Below are 18,071 nucleotides of genomic sequence, written 5' to 3' on the forward strand. Positions count from 1 at the left end.
GCAGCTTTAGCGTGAGCCAGCACCTGCTTGCATTTTGGCACGCAGGAGGTCGCGCACCTGGGGATTGCCCTGGTACGGGTCGCTCGGGTTGCGCTGCGCCAGCACGTCTTCCATGCGCTCGCGTACGCCAGCCAGGGCGCTCGGGTGCGAGTAGATGTAGAACTGGCCGTCCGCGATGGCCTTGAACGTCACTTCGGCCACCTCGGCCGCCGACACCTTGCCGGACGTGACGGCCTTGTCGGTCATCGCCTGCGACACCAGCTGGCTGGCCGTCGGCCCCTGCGTCATGCGCACGTCGGCCGGGCGGTTGCGGTGCGACTGGCTGATGCCGGTCGGCACGAAGTACGGGCACAGCACGGACGCGCCGATCGGCGCCTGCACCAGTTGCAAGTCCTGGTACAAGGTTTCCGACAGCGACACCACGGCGTGCTTGGAGACGTTGTACACGCCCATGGCCGGCGCGTTGACCAGCCCCGCCATCGAGGCCGTGTTGACGATGTGGCCTTCGAACTCGGGATCGCGGGCCGCCGCTTCCAGCATCAGCTTGGTGAAGATGCGGACGCCGTGGATCACGCCCCAGACGTTTACGCCCAGCACCCACTCCCAGTCGGCCTCCGTGTTTTCCCAGATCAGGCCACCGGAACCGACGCCCGCGTTGTTGAACACCAGATGCACGGCGCCAAAGGCCTCCATGGCCGCGTCGGCCAGCGCCTGCACTTGCTCGCCCTTGCGCACGTCGCACACCAGCGCCTGCACCGCCACGCCCTGCGCGGCCAGCTCATCGCGCGCGCGGTCGAGCGCATCGCGCTGCACGTCGGCCAGCACCAGCTTCATGCCCAGCCGCGCCGCAACGTTGGCGAATTCGCGACCCAGCCCGCTGGCGCCGCCCGTAATGACCGCTACTTTTCCTTGGAAGTTTTTCATCAGATTAATTTCACCAGTTGTTTGCCAAAATTGTGGCCTTGCAGCAGGCCCTTGAACGCTTGCGGTGCGCTGGCCAGGCCTTGCGCCACCGTTTCCCGGTACTTCAGTTTGCCTTGGGCCACCAGTTGCCCCAGCTCCGCCAGGCCTTGCGGCCAGAATTCCATGTGCTCGGTGACGATGAAGCCCCGCAACGTGATGCGGTTGAGCAGCAACAGGCGTGCGTTGCGGATCGGCAATTCCTGGCCGTTGTAGCCGGCGATCAGGCCGCACAGGGCGACCCGGGCGAAGGCGTTGGTGCGGGCCAGGGCCGCGTCGAACACGGCGCCGCCCACGTTTTCAAAGATGGCGTCGATCCCGTTCGGCGCGGCGGCGGCCAGGTCGGCCTCCAAGTTGCCGGCCTTGTAATCGACGCAGGCATCGAAGCCCAGTTCCTTGACCACGTAGTCGCATTTTTCCTTGCCACCGGCCACGCCCACGGCACGGCAGCCGCGCAGTTTGGCCAGTTGACCCACGGCGCTGCCGACGGCGCCGCTGGCGGCCGACACGCACACGGTTTCGCCAGCCTTGGCCTGCAGGATCTGGTTCATGCCAAACCAGGCCGTCATGCCCGGCATGCCGACCGCGCCAAGGTAGGCCGACAGCGGGATCTGACTGGTATCGACCTTGCGCAGCTGGCCACCGTCGGCCACGCCCATCTCGGCCCAGCCCAGCATGCCTGCCACGAAGTCGCCTTCGACAAAGCGCGGATGGCGCGACGCCACCACCTGGCCTGCGGTGCCGCCTATCATGGTCTCGTCGAGTGCCTGCGAGGCGGCGTAACTCTTGGCCGCGCTCATGCGTCCGCGCATGTAGGGGTCCAGCGACAGGTAGTGGTTGCGCACCAGCACTTCGCCGTCGCGCAGTTCAGGGACGGCCACCGTCTCCATGCGGAAGTCCGATTCCTGGACTTCACCGCGCGGACGGCTGGCCAGCACCAGCCGTTGATATTGCGTCATGCTCATCGCTCAGACCGCCGATACGCCGCCGTCCACCGCCAGCGTCTGGCCGGTGATGTGCTTGCCCGCGTCGGACGCGAACAGGACGGTGGTGCCTTTCAAGTCCTCGTCGTCACCGATGCGTTGCAGCGGCGCGCCCCTGGACAGCTTGTCCGCGCCCAGGTGGTCGAGGATGCCCTTGGTCATCTTGGAAGGGAAGAAGCCCGGCGCGATCGCGTTGACCGTGATGCCGTGCACGCCCCACTCGCCGGCCAGTGTGCGCGTGAAGTTGATCACGGCCGCCTTGGACGTGTTGTAGGCGATGGTCTGCATGGTGCCCGGCGGGTTGCCGCTCAGGCCGGCGATCGAGGCAATGTTGATGATGCGACCATACTTGCGCGGAATCATGGAGCGCTTGCCCACCAGCTGCGAGACCAGGAAGATGCTGCGGATGTTGAGGTTCATCACCTTGTCCCACGCCTCGACCGGATGGTCCTCGGCCGGGGCGCCCCAAGTCGCGCCGGCGTTGTTGACCAGAATATCGATGTGACCCAGTTGCGCCAGCGCGGCCGTCACCAGCGCTTCGGCCGCCGCGTCCTGCGACAGGTCGGCCGGGATCGCATGGGCGCTCACGCCGTGCTGGGCCAGGTAAGCCAGCGCTTCGTCCAGGTCGGCCTGCTTGCGCGAGGAAATCACCACCTTGGCGCCCTGCTCGCCCAGCGCCAGCGCCATTTGCAGGCCCAAACCGCGCGAGCCGCCCGTGACCAGGGCCGTCTTACCGGCCAGCGAGAACAATTCTTGAGTTGTACGCATGTGTGTGTCGTCCTATTGTTGTTGGTAGTTACGGTATCGGAAGTCGTCCTCCAGGCACAGGCGCGCTGCGCCCCTGCGCTGGAAGAATGGAATGCGTCAGAACCACCTGTCCTGCATATCAAGCGTGGTGGTATCCAGACTTTCCAGCAAAGCCAGCTGGGCTTCGACCTTGGGCAGTTCCCAGTGGAAGAAGTAGCGGCAGGCTTGCAACTTGCCCCGGTAGAAATCGGCATCATCGGCGCTGGCGCCCGGCAAGTGGCTGGCCGCCAGCAGGGCTTGCTGCAGCCAGATCCAAGCCACGACCACATGGCCGACCGCTTCCAGGTAGACGCTGGCGTTGGCCAGGGTCTTGTTCATGTCGCCCGCAGCATACAGGGTCCGGGTCACTTGTTCCACCCGCTGCCATGCCGCTTCCAGCGCGGCGGCGTTGGCGGTCAGGTCGTCCATCAGCTGCGTGGCCTGCACCACCGTGAGGTTGCGGCTGTCTTCGCGCGGCACGGCGACGCTGCCGCGCACCTTGCGCACCGTCTTGCGCAATTCGCCCGCGAACGACTTGAACAGGGCGCCATCCTGCAAGGTCACCTTGCGGCCCAGCAAGTCCAGGCCGTGGATGCCGTGCGTGCCCTCGTGGATCGCGTTCAGGCGGTTGTCGCGGTAGAACTGCTCGACATTATATTCACGCGTGTAGCCATACCCGCCATGGACCTGGATGGCCAGGCTGTTGGCCTCCACGCACCACTGCGATGGCCAGCTCTTGGTGATCGGGGTCAGGAAGTCCAGCAGCCGGCCCGCGTGTTCGCGCGCTTCGGGCGTTTCGGCCGTGCGCTGCTCGTCCACCAGCCGCGCGCTGTACAGCACCAGGCCCAGGCCGCCTTCCACATAGGCTTTCTGCGCCAGGAGCATGCGCCGCACGTCCGTGTGCTCGATGATGGGCAACTGCGGCTGGGCCGGGTCTTTTTGCGCCGGATGGCGGCCCTGCGGGCGGTTGCGCGCGTAGTCCAGCGCGTGCAGGTAGCCGGTGTAGCCCAGCACGGCCGCGCCGAGGCCGACGGCGATGCGCGCCTCGTTCATCATGTGGAACATACAGGCCAGCCCCTGGCCCGGCTGCCCCACCAGGTAGCCGATGGCACCGCCCTTGCCTGCCGGCTGGAACTTGCCCTCGCCGAAATTGAGCAGGCAGTTGCTGGTGCCGCGGTTGCCCATCTTGTGGTTGAGGCCGGCCAGCACCACGTCGTTGCGCTCGCCCAGGCTGCCGTCGTCGTTGACGAGGTACTTGGGCACGACGAACAAGGAGATGCCTTTGACGCCGGGCACCAGCTTGCCATCGGGCCCCGGTATCTTGGCCAGCACGAGGTGGACGATATTGCCGGCCAGGTCATGCTCACCGGCCGAAATCCACATCTTGTTGCCGCGCAGGCGGAACTGGCGCTCGCCATCTTCGCCGGCCACAGGGTCCGGTTCGGCACGGGTGGTGATGTCGGACAAGCTGGAACCGGCCTGCGGCTCGGACAAGCACATGGTGCCGAAGAACTTCCCGGCGAACATGGGCTCGACGAAGCGCCGCACCTGCGCCGGCGTGCCGTGCTTGAGCAGGGTGTTGGCGTTGCTGATGGTCAGGAAGATATAGGCGGCCGTGCTGACGTTGGCGCCAGTGAAATAGGCGGACAACACTTTCTCGACCACGGTAGGCAGTTGCATACCATCGCGCTCGAAGTCCTGCCCGGCCGCCATCAGGCCGGCGGCGGAGAACGCGTCGAGCGCGGTCTTGACTTCGGGGATGATCTGCACGCGCAGGCAACCGTCGCCGGGGATGGCGTGCGGTTCCTGCTGGTCGCTTTTCTTGTTGTGCGGCGCGAACAATTCGGTCGCGATCTGCTCGGCCGTGTCGATGGCGGCGTCGAAGGTTTCGCGGTTATGGTCCTGGAAACGGGCGCGTTGACCCAGCGCCTGCGCATCGAGCCATTCGTACAGCATGAACTCGATATCGCGGCGCGACAAAATCGTGGATTGCATGGTGCAGTCCTTTATCGGTGAGCGGAAGGAGCGAATCCGGCGACAATGCCAGATACGAAGCGGGCGCCCCGAAGGACGCCCGTGGCACGAGGGTCAGACCACTTCGAACAGGCCGGCGGCACCCTGGCCGCCGCCGATGCACATGGTCACGACCACGTATTTGACGCCGCGGCGTTTGCCTTCGATCAGCGCGTGGCCGGTCAGGCGGGCGCCCGACACGCCATAAGGATGGCCGACGGCGATGGCGCCGCCGTTCACGTTCAGGCGGTCCATGGGGATGCCCAGCTTGTCGGCGCAGTACAGCACCTGCACGGCGAACGCTTCATTCAGTTCCCACAGGCCGATGTCGGCCACCGACAGGCCGGCCTGCTTGAGCAGCTTGGGAATGGCGAACACGGGACCGATGCCCATCTCGTCCGGCTCGCAACCAGCGACGGCGAAGCCACGGAAGATGCCCAGCGGCTGCAAGCCCTTGGCGGCGGCCGTCTTCGCGTTCATCACCACGGCCATCGAGGCGCCGTCCGAGAACTGGCTGGCATTGCCGGCGCTGATCACGCCACCCGGCACCGCGCTGCGGATCTTGGACACGGCTTCATAGGTGGTATCGGCACGGATGCCTTCGTCGGCCGAGATGGTCACTTCGCGGCTCAGCAGCATGCCGCTGGCCTTGTCGGCCACGCCCATCACGGTGGTCATGGGCACGATTTCAGCGTTGAACAGACCGGCGGCCTGGGCGGCGGAAGCGCGCTGCTGGCTCTGCACGCCGTATTCGTCCTGGCGTTCGCGGCTGATGTTGTAGCGCTTGGCCACGGTTTCGGCCGTCTGCAGCATGGGCCAGTAGATTTCCGGCTTGTGCTCGGACAGCCAAACTTCCTTATACATATGCAGGTTCATTTCCTGCTGCACGCAGGAGATCGACTCGACGCCGCCGGCCGCATAGATATCACCTTCGCCGGCGATGATGCGCTGGGCTGCCAGCGCGATCGTTTGCAGGCCCGACGAGCAGAAACGGTTGACCGTCATGCCGCCCGTCGTCACCGGGCAGCCGGCGCGGATGGCGATCTGGCGCGCGATGTTGCCGCCGGTGGCGCCTTCCGGATTGGCGCACCCCACCAGCACGTCTTCCACTTCGCCCGCTTCGATGTTGGCGCGGGCGATGGCCGCCTGCAGCGCATGGCCACCCAGGGTGGCGCCGTGCGTCATGTTGAACGCGCCTTTCCACGATTTGGCCAGGGCGGTACGGGCGGTCGATACGATGACGGCATCTATCATGTGAGTCTCCTGATGGGTAGTGTTTTTGAGCCGCGCGCGCACCCCATGGCGGCCGCGGTGATTGCTGCGATGAAGGTAAGAATAGCATATTTTAGTACGACCGTTCGCAAATTTTTCAGAGGCGAATGAAGTATGTAAATTGACAACATTGGCGGTGCGCTGTACTGTCGGAAGGTAACGCCGTATCGCCGCCCCCTCCCCCCGACCTCAGGAGCCAATCCATGCAGCTCTCCAACTACCTGTTCTTCACCACCGCCTGCGAACCGGCGCTGAACTTCTACACCGACTGCGGATTGGGCCGCGTGACCGATATCCTGCGCTACGGCGTGGACGGCATGCCGGTCCATAACGAGGCAATGCGCGGCCGCATCATGCATGCGAAGTTCGAGGGGCCGGGTGTGCTGTTCTTCGCATCCGATAACGACGACGCGGAGCCGATGCGCGGCTCCGCCCACATCCTGCAGATGAACGACCGGGCGCAGACGGATCAGCTGTTCGCACGGTTGGCCAGGGATGGCAACGTCACGACGCCGCTCGCCATCCAGCCCTGGGGCGACTACTTCGGCAAGCTGACGGACCAGTTTGGCGTGCAGTGGATGCTGAATTGCGCGGTGTGAGTCGCATCCCATTGCCAGGATAAGGACACCCGGTTTTTTGTGACAACAAAGTCAGATTGGTGTAAGTTTGCTGCAAGTTTGACGTAAGGTTAAGCGCTCAGACTCAGTACAAGCTGACAATGTTGTATCTGATCAGCTGTTGCACACCACAATAAAACCAGGAGACAAATCATGGCAGTTTCATCCGGCACCAGTGCCGATCTGCGCAACCAGCCTCCTAAGGCCGGCGCGATCACCCCGGAGGAGCGCAAGGTCATCTTCGCATCCTCGCTGGGCACCATTTTCGAATGGTACGACTTCTACCTGTACGGCTCGCTCGCCTCCATCATCGCCAAGCAATTCTTCATCGGCGACCCGACCACCACCTTCATCTTCGCCTTGCTCGCGTTTGCGGCCGGCTTCATCGTGCGCCCGTTCGGCGCGCTGGTGTTCGGCCGCCTCGGCGACATGATAGGCCGCAAGTACACCTTCCTGATCACCATCCTGATCATGGGCGGCTCGACCTTCATCGTCGGCTTGCTGCCCGGCCATGCGGCGATCGGCATCGCCGCGCCCATCATCCTCGTCACGCTGCGCATCCTGCAAGGGCTGGCGCTGGGCGGCGAGTACGGCGGCGCCGCCACCTACGTGGCTGAGCACGCGCCGCACGGCAAGCGCGGCATGTTCACCTCGTGGATCCAGACCACCGCCACGCTGGGCTTCTTCCTGTCGCTGCTGGTGATCCTGGGTACGCGCAAGGCGATCGGTGAAGACGCCTTCAACGCCTGGGGCTGGCGCGTGCCCTTCCTGGTGTCCGTGCTGCTGCTGGGTATCTCCGTGTGGATCCGGCTGTCGATGAATGAATCGCCCGCCTTTGCCCGCATGAAGGCCGAAGGCAAGACCTCCAAAGCCCCGCTGAGCGAGGCATTCGGCCAGTGGCGCAACCTGAAGATCGTGGTGCTGGCCCTGATCGGCCTGACCATGGGCCAGGCTGTGGTGTGGTACACGGGCCAGTTCTACGCCCTGTTCTTCATGCAACAGACGCTGAAGATCGATATCGTCAACGCTACGCTGATGATCGCCGTGGCGCTGGCGCTGGCGACCCCGTTCTTCATCTTCTTCGGCAGCCTGGCCGACAAAGTGGGCCGTAAATACATCATCCTCGGCGGCTGCCTGCTGGCCGCCTTCACCTATATGCCACTGTTCGGCGCGCTCACCCACTACGGCAACCCGGCGCTGGAAACCGCGCTGAAGAACTCGCCCGTGACGGTGGTGGCCGATCCCGCCTCCTGCCACTTCCAGTTCAACCTGACGGGGCAGAAGAAATTCCCGTCCTCGTGCGACATCGCCACCGGCCTGCTGTCGAACAGCTCGGTCGCCTACACCAAGGTTGATGCGCCTGCCGGCTCGGTGGCTGTGATCAAGATCGGCGACAAGGAAATCCCGTCGTTCAACGCGGTGATGACGCCCGACGGCCTGAACTTCGACGCCGACAGCAAGAAGGCCGAAGCGTCCCTGAAAAAGGATACCGCCGCCGCCGTGAAGGCCGCCGGCTATCCGGCCAAGGCCGATGAAGACCAGATCAACCGTCCGATGATGGTGCTGATCCTGTTCATCCTGGTGCTGTATGTGACGATGGTGTACGGCCCGATCGCGGCCATGCTGGTGGAAATGTTCCCCACCCGCATACGCTACACGTCCATGTCGCTGCCCTACCACATCGGCAACGGCTGGTTCGGCGGCCTGCTGCCAACTACTGCTTTCGCACTGGTCGCATTCAAGGGCGATATCTACTATGGCCTGTGGTATCCGATCGTGGTCGCCCTGGCGACTGTGGTGATCGGCGCGCTGTTCGTCAAGGAAACGCGCGATAACGACATCTACGCCGCCGACTGACTGGCGCTGACGTGATCCCCAAAGCCGCCAGCGATGGCGGCTTTTTTCATGGGCGCGTGTTCAGGCGCTGGCCATGGCATCGGCGCCGTGTTCCAGTTGCTGCTGGCGGAACGCCTCGGCGATGCAACGGCGCAGCGGTTCGTCTTCCCACGGCTTGGTGAAGAAGCGGTAGATGGCGCCACGGTTGATGGCGTCGATCACCGATTCGAGGTCGGCATAGCCGGACAGGATCAGCCGTATCGTCTCCGGGTACAGATCCTTGACCTTGGCCAGGAATTCCGTGCCGCTCATTTCCGGCATGCGCTGGTCGGACAACACCACCTGCACCTCGTTGACGGCCAGCAGTTGCAACGCTTCCGCCGCCGAGGTGGCCAGCAACAGCTTGTAGCCGTCGGGACGCAAGGCCCGCGCCAGCGCGCGCACGATGTTGGGCTCGTCGTCGAGGATCAGCAGTGTGCGCTGGGTGCGGTCGGCTGGCAGCAGCAGGCGTTTGCCGTCCGTCAGGAGCTGGGCGAAGGCTTCGCCCGACAGGGCTTTGCTGAAGTGGTTGCCCTGCATCTGGTCGCACAGGCGACGGCGCAGGTAATGCATCTGCCCTTCCGTGTCCACGCCTTCCGCGATCACCGTGATGTGCATGCTGTGGGCCAGGCTGATGACGGCGTTGCAGATGGCCGCGTCGTCGGGCGAAGTGGTGACGTCGCGCACGAAAGAACGGTCGATCTTCAAATGGCTCAGGGGGAAACGCTTGAGGTAGGACAGCGACGAGTAGCCGGTGCCGAAATCATCCAGCGTCACGCCCACGCCCATCTGGTCGAGTTGCTTAAGGATGGTGGCGGCCGCCTGCACGTCGTGCATGACGGCGCTCTCGGACAATTCCAGCTCCAGCATGCGGGACGTCAGGCCATTCGCGTCCAGCGCCTTGCGCACCACGTCCACCAGGCCAGGCTGGTGGAATTGTTGGGCCGACAGGTTGATGGCCACGGTGGGCACGGCCAATCCCGCCTTGCGCCAGCGCGCCAGTTGCGCGCACACGTGGCCGATCGCCCATTCCCCCAGCGGCAGCACCAGGCCCGTTTCCTCGGCCAGCCGGATGAATTCGTTGGGCGCCACCATGCCGCGCGTGGGATGGCGCCAGCGCAGCAACGCTTCGGCGCCCGTGATCGCGCCATTGACCAGGCTTACCTGTGGCTGGTAGTGCATCAACAGCTCACCTTTTTCCAGCGCCTGGCGCAGGTCGGCCTCCATGGCGAAACGGTCGGCCATGCGCGCATTCATGGCAGGTGCGTAGAAACGGAAGGTGTTGCCGCCCGTGCTCTTGGCCTCCTGCATGGCCAGGTCAGCCAGACGCAGCAGGCTGGCCACGTCGGCGCCGTCGTCCGGATACAGGCTGATGCCGACCGAGGCCAGCGGCCGCACCTGCGCCGGCACGCCCGGCAAGGCCTCGGCCAGTCCGGCCACCACCGCACCGGCCACCACGGCCGCATCGCCGCCCGCGTCCAGGTCCTGGAGCACGATGACGTATTCGTCGTTGCCGGGCCGGGCCACCAGATTGCCTTCGCCGACCAGGGATTCCAGCCGGCGCGCCACTTCCACCAGCATGGAGTCGCCCACCTTGTGGCCCAGGTTGTCGTTCACCTCCTTGAAGCGGTCCAGGTCCACGAACAGGGTGGCCAGACGTTTGCCGCTCGCCTCTGCGGCAGTGGCCATCCGCGCCAGTTGCGCCTCCAACGTGGTCCGGTTTGGCAGTCCCGTCAGGGCATCGTAGTTGGCGCCCCGTTCCAGCAGCAGCTCGGCGTGCTGGCGCGCGGCCTGCGCCTGGTAACGCTCCATGCCGGCCGCCAGCATGTGGGCCAGTTCCTGCAACAGCGCCACCTCGTCGTCGTTGCAGGGAGAGGCATCGCTGGCGTACACGGCTAGCACGCCCAGCACCTCGCCGCCAGCCAGCAAGGGCACGGCGATGCAACTGACCAGATTGCGCATCAGCAGTGCGCCGCGCCACGTCGCGAACGCGGGGGCGTCGGCCATGTCGCGCACCACCTGCGGTTTTTTCAGCAGGATGGCGCCGCCGCACGCGGCGTGGCGGCGCAAGTCCTGGCCCCAACTGAGGTGCAGCCCTTCGAAGAATACGCGGTCGATGCCCGCGTGCGCGGCCAGTTCGATGCTGTGATCGGCATCGTGGCGCGCGTGGCCTATCCACGCGGCCCGGTAGCCGCCAGCCTCGGCCAGGCCGTCGCAGAAAGCGGCCAGCATCGCCGCCTCGTCCGTGCCGACGGCCAGTGCCGCGCTGCATGCGGCATGCAGCCCGGTGGCGCGCTCCAGCACGGCGATCCGCGACTCGTGCTCGTGCCGCAACTGGGAATTGTGGCGCGCGTCGAGCATCAGGTCGTTGACGGCGACCACGAGCACGTCGAATTCATTCTTGCTGTCCGGGACCAGGCGCGAGGGCATCTTGCCATCGGCGATGTCGCGCGCGAACGCGATGCAGTCGCTGAGCGTGCGGTACATGCCGCGTGCGGTGGCATAGGCCAGCACCATGCCCAGCGTGAGCGCTACCGCCGGCGCCAGCAGCAGCACCAGGCGCGACAACGCGCGCCACTGGCGCAGGCGCGCTTCCGTGGCGGCGCTGGCGTCGGTGGCGTGCTGGGTCAGCGTGGCCAGCCGCGCGGCCAGCTTGTCGGGCGGACTGTCATAACTGAGCACGCCAATGTCGAGCGCCTCCTGCTTGAGCGCGTCCGGCGCCAGCGCTGCCGCGCTGCGCATATTGTTGCGCACTTCCTCCGTCGCGGCTTTCTGGCCGGCCGGCGTGGCGCCGGCGCCGGCCAGCGCGGCGCTGCTGCGCAAGGCCAGTTCGACGATACGGGCATCCTGGTCCAGATAGGCGCCCATGGTGGACACCAGCCGTTCGTGGACCAGCAGCGAGGCCAATGCGGCCAGGACGGCCGGGATCACGAGCGCGGAAAAGCAGATCAGCATCCGGGCACGCAGGCTGAGCCGATTGATGTCGTTGTGGGGATTAGCGGCTTCGGCCATGGTGCCAGACTCTCATGCGTACGTCCTCTCCGGTTGGGATGGAGCAATGAATCTGTGGCCAGTCTTACATGATTTTCAAGGTGGGACAATGGGTCGCGGGCAGGCGCCGCTGAATCCGTTGTCCTTGTCCAAACGCGGCAACACTTGCGAAATGGAAGCCGCACCATGGCGGCGCGGATGATCGAAGCCGGGCCCTCGCGGCGCCGGCGCCGGCGGCGCGGCGGGACCAACAGCTGGTCCCGCCATCCTGCAGGGCCGCCCGGGCAGGCGGCCCCGTCTTGATGCTTAGCCGTTGAAGGTCTTGCCTTCCGCAGCCAGGCGCAGCAGCAGCGGCGCCGGTTTCCACGCTTCACCATGGTGGCCGCGGCCGTACTTCTCGATCGCGGCCAGCACGTTCGGCAAGCCCACCGTGTCGGCGTAGAACATGGGGCCGCCACGGAACAGCGGGAAGCCGTAGCCGGTCAGGTAGACCATGTCGATGTCGGAAGCGCGCATGGCGATGCCCTCTTCCAGGATCAGCGCCGCTTCGTTGACCATCGCGAACACCAAGCGTTCCACGATTTCCTGGTCGCTGATCTTGCGGCGCTCGACGCCGATGTCGGCCGAGTGCTTGACGATCATGGCGTTGACCACCTCCGATGGGTAGGCCTTGCGGTCGCCCGCCTTGTAGTCGTACCAGCCGGCGCCCGTCTTCTGGCCGAAGCGGCCCATTTCGCACAGCAGGTCGGCCGTCTTCGAATAGCTGATCTCGGGCGACTCGACGTAGCGGCGCTTGCGGATGTACCAGCCGATGTCGTTGCCGGCCAGGTCGCCCATGCGGAACGGACCCATGGCGAAGCCGAATTTCTCGATCGCCTTGTCGACCTGCTCGGGCAGGCAGCCTTCTTCCAGCAGGAAGCCGGCCTGGCGGCTGTACTGCTCGATCATGCGGTTGCCGATGAAGCCGTCGCACACGCCCGAGACCACGCCCGTCTTCTTGAGTTTCTTGGACAAGGCCAACGCGGTGGCCAGCACGTCCTTGCCGGTCTTGGCGCCGCGCACGATTTCGAGCAGCTTCATCACGTTGGCCGGGCTGAAGAAGTGCAGGCCGATCACGTCTTGCGGACGCTGGGTGAAGGCGGCGATCTTGTTCACGTCCAGCGTGGAAGTGTTGCTGGCCAGGATGGCGCCCTGCTTCATCACTTCATCGAGCTTGCGGAACACGGTTTCCTTGACGCCCATGTCCTCGAATACGGCCTCGACCACGATGTCGGCCTGGCCAATGTCGTCATACGACAGCGTGCCGCTCAGCAGGGCCATGCGCTGGTCGAATTTCTCCTGCGTCAGCTTGCCCTTCTTCATCGTGTTTTCGTAGTTCTTGCGGATCGTGGCCATGCCCTTGTCCAGCGCTTCCTGCTTGGTTTCCAGCAGCTTGACGGGGATGCCCGCGTTCAGGAAGTTCATCGCGATGCCGCCGCCCATGGTGCCGGCGCCGATCACGGCCGCCGACTTGATGGCGCGCACCGGCGTGTCGGCCGGCACGTCAGGCACCTTGCTGCACTGGCGCTCGCTGATGAAGGCGTGGCGCAGCGACTTCGATTCCGTGGTCTGGATCAGGTGCAGGAAGCGGTCGCGCTCGAATTTCAGGCCATCCTCGAACTTCTTGGTGACGGTCGCGGCCACGGTTTCCACGCATTCCAGCGGGGCCGGGAACGGGCCGGACATGGCCTTGACCGTGTTGCGCGAGAATTGCAGGAAGGCTTCGTGGTTCGGGTAATCGACTTTGCGATCACGCACTTTCGGCAGTGGACGCACGTCGGCCACCTTGTTGGCGAAGGCGGTGGCGCCGGCCAGCAAGTCACTGTCGGCGGGCAGCAGTTCGTCGAACAGCGCCGTCTTGGCCAGCTTTTCCGACAGCACAGGCGTGCCCGAGACGATCATATTGAGTGCCATTTCCAGGCCCAGCACGCGCGGCAGGCGCTGCGTACCGCCGGCGCCGGGCAGCAGGCCCAGCTTCACTTCCGGCAGGGCGATCTGCGCGCCTGGCAAAGCCACGCGGTAGTGGCAACCCAGCGCCAGTTCCAGCCCGCCGCCCATGGCGACGCTGTGGATGGCGGCAATCACCGGCTTGGTGGAATTCTCGACCGTGGCGATCAGCGTGTGCAGGCTCGGTTCGGCCAGCGCCTTGGGCGAATTGAATTCCTTGATGTCGGCGCCGCCCGAGAACGCTTTGCCGGCGCCCGTGATGATGATGGCCTTGACGGCATCGTCCGCCAGCGCCTGCTTGATGCCGGCCACGGCGGCCGTGCGCGTGGACAGGCCCAGGCCATTCACGGGCGGATTGTTCAGGGTGATGACGGCAACGGAACCGTTGACTTGATATTCGGCGGTCATGTCTCTTCCTTGTTGTGTTGGTAACGGGCTTGCTGCGAAAAGCTAACTATACCTCAGAAAAAGAACGGTCGTATTATTTTTTTGTCGGATCGTGTCCCGCGCGCTGCATTGTAAGCCAGCGGCGGACTGACCGTATAATCAACATTGCCGAAAAGGCGACGGCGATCCGCTGACGGTGGGATCACACCATGACATACAACAAAGGATAACGATGGTCATCTTGATACTGGGACTGGTGCTGTTCCTGGGCGTGCATTCCGTGCGCATCGTGGCCGATGACTGGCGCACGGCCAAGCGCGCGCAACTAGGCGAGGCGAAATGGAAAGCGGCCTACAGCGTGCTATCGCTGCTGGGCTTCATCCTGATCGTGTGGGGATTCGGCCAAGCGCGCCAGCAGCCCGTGGTGCTGTGGACGCCGCCCTTGGCCATGCGCCACGTGGCCGGCCTGCTGACGGCGGTGGCCTTCATCCTGTTGACGGCCAAGGACATTCCCCGCAATGGCATCAAGGCCCGCGTCCACCATCCGATGGTGCTGGGGGTGAAAGTATGGGCGCTGGCCCACCTGCTGGCCAACGGCAAACTGCATGACGTGGTGTTGTTCGGCAGTTTCCTGCTTTGGGCCATCCTCAACTTCCGGGCTGCGCGCCGACGCGATCTGGCCCAGGGCACGGTATATCCGGCGGGAACCACCGGCGCCACCGTGACGACGGTGGTGGCCGGCCTGGCCGGCTGGGCCGTGTTCGCCTTCCTGCTGCATGGCTGGCTGATCGGCGTGCGGCCTTTCTGACCAACATGGCCCCGGCCGGGCGGCCGGGGCGTGCCGGGCGTTATGCTCAGGCGGTGGGCAGCTTGTGGTCCTTGTAGTGGTCCCGCAACTTGTTCTTCTGCACCTTGCCGGTCGCGCCCAAGGGCAAGGCATCGGCGAACACGACATCGTCCGGCGTCCACCACTTGGCGATCTTGCCTTCGTAAAACGCCAGCAATTCCTCGCGGCTGACCTCCTGGCCGGGACGGCGCACCACGATCAGCAGCGGCCGTTCATCCCATTTTGGATGGTAGATGCCGATGCAGGCCGCCTGCATGACAGCCGGATGCGCCATCGCGATATTTTCGAGGTCGATCGTGCCTATCCATTCACCTCCGGACTTGATGACGTCCTTGCTGCGGTCGGTGATTTGCATGTAGCCGTCGGAATCGATGGTGGCCACGTCGCCGGTCGGGAACCAGCCATCCTGCAATACGTCGCCGCCCTCGCCCTTGAAGTAGCTGCTGATGATCCACGGACCTTTGACCAGCAAATGCCCGTAACCGACGCCATCCCACGGCAATTCCTTGCCATCATCGTCCACGATCTTCATGTCGACGCCAAAGATGGCGTGCCCCTGCTTTTGCAGGATCTTGCGCTGCTCGTCCTGCGGCATGGCCTTGTGCTTGCTCGACAGGACGCACGCCGTGCCCAGTGGCGACATCTCCGTCATGCCCCAGGCATGCACCACCTCCACGCCGAACTCGTCGATCAGCGTGTTCATCATGGCCGGCGGACAGGCCGACCCGCCGATCACGGTGCGGCGGAAGGTGGAAAACTTCAATTTGTTCTGCAAAGCGTAATTGATCAGGCCCAGCCAGACGGTGGGCACGCCGGCCGACATGGTCACGCCTTCGCTCTCAAACAGTTCGTACAGCGACTTGCCATCAAGCGCGGGGCCGGGGAAGACCATGCGCGCGCCCGTCAGCGGCACCGAGTACGGCAGGCCCCAGGCATTCACGTGGAACATCGGCACTACGGGCAACACGGTGTCGTGGGAGGTGACATTGAGCGCATTGGGCAAAGCCGACGCGTAGGCGTGCAGCACGGTGGAGCGATGCGAGTACAGCGCGCCCTTGGGATTGCCCGTCGTGCCGGAGGTGTAGCACAGCGTGGCGGCTGAATTTTCGTCGAACTGCGGCCAGGTGTAGTCGTCCGAGTGGGAGTTGATCAGATCTTCATAGCACATCAGGTCCGGGATCTTGCTGTCGGCCGGCATGTGGGCGCGGTCCGTCATCAGGACATAGCCCTTGATCATCTTGCAGTGGGCGGCCACCGCTTCGATGGCGGGCAGGAAGGTCAGGTCGAAAAACAGCAGCTGGTCTTCCGCATGGTTGATGATGTAGGCCACCTGCTCCGGGTGCAGCCGTGGATTGATGGTGTGCAAGACGGCGCCCGAGCCCGACACGGCGTAGTAGGCTTCCAGGTGCCGGTAACCGTTCCAGGCCAGCGTCGCCACCCGGTCGCCCATCTTCACGCCCAGTCCCTGCAGCGCGTTGGCCAGGCGGCGTGACCGCTGGTGGCACTCGCGGAAGGTGTAGCGGTGCATATCGCCCTCCACCCGGCGCGAGACGATCTCGCTGCCGCCATTGTGACGCGAAGCGAATTCGACAATACTGGAAATCAGCAGCGGCTGGTTCATCATTTGTCCCATGACGGGACTTTGCGGATAGGACATCAACTCTCCTGGAAAGGTTGGACTTGCGTTCAAGTTTGAAACGGCGTTGCAAAAGCCGTCAACGCTTTTCAATGTTGCATTGCAATAAACAACCCGGTCTGTGGCGCGCCGGACGTTACCGAGTGTAACCACCATGTCTTTTGGCGAGGCGCCCCAATAGAATCGGCGCTGTAGGGTAAAATCCGACAGCCTGCTTGTGACCCCATGACCTTCGACTGGAATTACCATTACTGCCGCTAAACTGCCGCTGGACAATTCGTTCGCGTCCCTGCCCCCCGCCTTCTACACGCGGCTGATGCCCACGCCGCTGCCCGCGCCTTACCTGGTCGGTGTCAGCGATACGGCCGCCGCGCTGGTCGGCCTCGACCCTGCGCATTTGAACCAGTCCGATTATGTCGACCTGTTGACGGGCAACCTCGTGCCCGAACAGTCCCAGCCGCTGGCGGCCGTGTATTCCGGCCACCAGTTTGGGGTGTGGGCCGGGCAATTGGGCGACGGCCGCGCCATCTTGCTGGGCAATATGGACAGCGCCGCCGGGCCGCTGGAACTGCAATGGAAAGGCGCAGGATTGACGCCCTACTCCCGTATGGGCGACGGGCGCGCCGTACTGCGCTCGTCCATCCGTGAGTTCCTGTGCTCCGAAGCCATGCATGCGCTGGGCATCCCCACGTCGCGGGCCTTGTCGGTGACCGGCTCGGACCAGGGCGTGATGCGCGAAACGCCGGAAACGGCGGCCGTCGTGGTCCGCATGGCGCCGACGTTTGTGCGCTTCGGTTCCTTCGAACACTGGTTCTACCAGAACAAACCGGAACAACTGCGGCAATTGGCCGACTACGTGATTGACCGCTTTTATCCGCCATTGCGTGAAGCAGCCAATCCTTACCAGGCATTGCTGGAAGAAGTCACACGACGCACCGCGCACCTGATCGCCCACTGGCAGGCCGTGGGCTTCATGCATGGCGTGATGAACACGGACAATATGTCCATCCTGGGCCAGACGCTGGATTACGGTCCGTTCGGCTTCATGGAAGCCTTCGATTCCCAGCACATCTGCAACCACACCGACCAGCAAGGCCGCTATTCCTACGCCATGCAGCCGCAGATCGGCCACTGGAATTGCTACGCGCTGGGCCAGGCGCTGCTGCCGCTGATCGGTGAGGTGGAGGCGGCCCAGGCCGCGCTCGATGTCTACCAGCCCGCGTTCGCGAACAAGATCGAAGCGCTGCTACGCGCCAAGCTGGGCCTGACGACGGAGCAGGAAGGCGATCACGCCCTGTTCGACGCGATGTTCGCGCTTATGCAAGCCAACAGCGTCGATTTCACGCAGTTCTTCCGCGCCCTCGGCAAGTTGCAGGTCGCCGATCCGGCCACCGATGCGCCGCTGCGCGACCAGTTCCTGGACCGCCCCGCGTTCGACGCCTGGGCCGCGGAATACCGCGCCCGCCTGCGCGCGGAAGGCAGCGTGGATGCGGCGCGCCGCGTCGCCATGGACAAGGTCAACCCCAAGTATGTTTTGCGCAACTACCTTGCGCAGCTTGCGATTGAAAAGGCGCAAAATAAGGACTTTACGGAAGTGGCACGCTTGCTGAAAGTTCTGCAGCGCCCGTTCGACGAACAGCCTGAGCATGAACACTATGCCGCCTTGCCGCCGGACTGGGCAAGCCATCTTGAAGTGAGCTGTTCTTCCTGAGGATCAT

Annotated in this window: 12 protein-coding genes; 4 read left to right on the top strand and 8 right to left on the bottom strand. The window is 64.4% G+C overall.

Going from position 1 to position 18,071, the window contains the following annotated elements; genetic code table 11:
• Window positions 1-6 precede the first annotated feature (6 nt).
• The 5 genes from H3H37_RS16725 to H3H37_RS16745 form a co-directional block, all read right to left on the bottom strand.
• On the bottom strand, window positions 7-924 hold the full coding sequence (locus H3H37_RS16725; protein WP_182164545.1) for an SDR family oxidoreductase: 918 nt from the start codon (window positions 922-924) through the stop codon (window positions 7-9).
• Complete coding sequence (locus H3H37_RS16730) at window positions 924-1,925, bottom strand: NADP-dependent oxidoreductase (protein WP_511262179.1); 1,002 nt, start codon at window positions 1,923-1,925, stop codon at window positions 924-926. The genes H3H37_RS16725 and H3H37_RS16730 overlap by 1 nt, the downstream gene beginning before the upstream one ends.
• Window positions 1,926-1,928: 3 nt before the next feature.
• Window positions 1,929-2,711, bottom strand: a complete 783-nt coding sequence (locus tag H3H37_RS16735; protein ID WP_182164549.1) for an SDR family oxidoreductase — start codon at window positions 2,709-2,711, stop codon at window positions 1,929-1,931.
• 96 nt (window positions 2,712-2,807) lie between these two features.
• The gene (locus tag H3H37_RS16740; protein WP_182164551.1) at window positions 2,808-4,724 is read right to left on the bottom strand and encodes an acyl-CoA dehydrogenase; all 1,917 of its coding nucleotides are present in this window, start codon (window positions 4,722-4,724) and stop codon (window positions 2,808-2,810) included.
• Window positions 4,725-4,817: 93 nt separating this feature from the next.
• Window positions 4,818-5,996, bottom strand: coding sequence for an acetyl-CoA C-acyltransferase (locus tag H3H37_RS16745; RefSeq protein WP_182153494.1), 1,179 nt, complete (start codon window positions 5,994-5,996; stop codon window positions 4,818-4,820).
• 221 nt (window positions 5,997-6,217) lie between these two features.
• On the opposite strand from H3H37_RS16745, the gene H3H37_RS16750 reads away from it, so the two are divergent.
• The gene (locus H3H37_RS16750) at window positions 6,218-6,613 is read left to right on the top strand and encodes a VOC family protein (protein ID WP_182164553.1); all 396 of its coding nucleotides are present in this window, start codon (window positions 6,218-6,220) and stop codon (window positions 6,611-6,613) included.
• A 171-nt stretch (window positions 6,614-6,784) separates the two neighbouring features.
• A complete protein-coding gene (locus H3H37_RS16755) occupies window positions 6,785-8,488 on the top strand; it encodes an MFS transporter (protein WP_182164555.1) in 1,704 nt (567 codons plus the stop codon).
• 60 nt (window positions 8,489-8,548) lie between these two features.
• On the opposite strand, the gene H3H37_RS16760 is transcribed toward H3H37_RS16755, so the two are convergent.
• Both H3H37_RS16760 and H3H37_RS16765 read right to left on the bottom strand, forming a co-directional pair.
• Window positions 8,549-11,518 carry an EAL domain-containing protein gene (locus H3H37_RS16760; protein WP_182164557.1) on the bottom strand — a complete coding sequence of 990 codons (2,970 nt, stop codon included), beginning with the start codon at window positions 11,516-11,518 and terminating at the stop codon, window positions 8,549-8,551.
• Between the two features lie 285 nt (window positions 11,519-11,803).
• Window positions 11,804-13,891 carry a 3-hydroxyacyl-CoA dehydrogenase NAD-binding domain-containing protein gene (locus H3H37_RS16765; RefSeq protein ID WP_182164559.1) on the bottom strand — a complete coding sequence of 696 codons (2,088 nt, stop codon included), beginning with the start codon at window positions 13,889-13,891 and terminating at the stop codon, window positions 11,804-11,806.
• Between the two features lie 211 nt (window positions 13,892-14,102).
• Between H3H37_RS16765 and H3H37_RS16770 the strand changes: the two genes are divergently transcribed.
• Complete coding sequence (locus H3H37_RS16770; protein ID WP_182164561.1) at window positions 14,103-14,678, top strand: NnrU family protein; 576 nt, start codon at window positions 14,103-14,105, stop codon at window positions 14,676-14,678.
• Window positions 14,679-14,724: 46 nt separating this feature from the next.
• Here H3H37_RS16770 and H3H37_RS16775 read toward each other — a convergent pair whose 3' ends face one another.
• A complete protein-coding gene (locus H3H37_RS16775) occupies window positions 14,725-16,374 on the bottom strand; it encodes a 3-(methylthio)propionyl-CoA ligase (RefSeq protein ID WP_229218888.1) in 1,650 nt (549 codons plus the stop codon).
• 295 nt (window positions 16,375-16,669) lie between these two features.
• On the opposite strand from H3H37_RS16775, the gene H3H37_RS16780 reads away from it, so the two are divergent.
• Window positions 16,670-18,064: a protein adenylyltransferase SelO gene (locus tag H3H37_RS16780; RefSeq protein ID WP_229218889.1), complete on the top strand. Its 1,395-nt coding sequence runs from the start codon at window positions 16,670-16,672 to the stop codon at window positions 18,062-18,064.
• The last annotated feature ends 7 nt before the right edge of the window (window positions 18,065-18,071 follow it).

The sequence above is a fragment of the Rugamonas brunnea genome (genome assembly GCF_014042345.1).
GTDB lineage: Bacteria > Pseudomonadota > Gammaproteobacteria > Burkholderiales > Burkholderiaceae_D > Rugamonas > Rugamonas brunnea.

Excerpts from the sequence above, each read along its gene's own strand:
- H3H37_RS16725 (WP_182164545.1), bottom strand. The coding sequence starts at position 924 with ATGAAAAACTTCCAAGGAAAAGTAGCGGTCATTACGGGCGGCGCCAGC.
- H3H37_RS16730 (WP_511262179.1), bottom strand. The coding sequence starts at position 1,925 with ATGAGCATGACGCAATATCAACGGCTGGTGCTGGCCAGCCGTCCGCGC.
- H3H37_RS16735 (WP_182164549.1), bottom strand. The coding sequence starts at position 2,711 with ATGCGTACAACTCAAGAATTGTTCTCGCTGGCCGGTAAGACGGCCCTG.
- H3H37_RS16740 (WP_182164551.1), bottom strand. The coding sequence starts at position 4,724 with ATGCAATCCACGATTTTGTCGCGCCGCGATATCGAGTTCATGCTGTAC.
- H3H37_RS16745 (WP_182153494.1), bottom strand. The coding sequence starts at position 5,996 with ATGATAGATGCCGTCATCGTATCGACCGCCCGTACCGCCCTGGCCAAA.
- H3H37_RS16750 (WP_182164553.1), top strand. The coding sequence starts at position 6,218 with ATGCAGCTCTCCAACTACCTGTTCTTCACCACCGCCTGCGAACCGGCG.
- H3H37_RS16755 (WP_182164555.1), top strand. The coding sequence starts at position 6,785 with ATGGCAGTTTCATCCGGCACCAGTGCCGATCTGCGCAACCAGCCTCCT.
- H3H37_RS16760 (WP_182164557.1), bottom strand. The coding sequence starts at position 11,518 with ATGGCCGAAGCCGCTAATCCCCACAACGACATCAATCGGCTCAGCCTG.
- H3H37_RS16765 (WP_182164559.1), bottom strand. The coding sequence starts at position 13,891 with ATGACCGCCGAATATCAAGTCAACGGTTCCGTTGCCGTCATCACCCTG.
- H3H37_RS16770 (WP_182164561.1), top strand. The coding sequence starts at position 14,103 with ATGGTCATCTTGATACTGGGACTGGTGCTGTTCCTGGGCGTGCATTCC.
- H3H37_RS16775 (WP_229218888.1), bottom strand. The coding sequence starts at position 16,374 with ATGTCCTATCCGCAAAGTCCCGTCATGGGACAAATGATGAACCAGCCG.
- H3H37_RS16780 (WP_229218889.1), top strand. The coding sequence starts at position 16,670 with ATGCCCACGCCGCTGCCCGCGCCTTACCTGGTCGGTGTCAGCGATACG.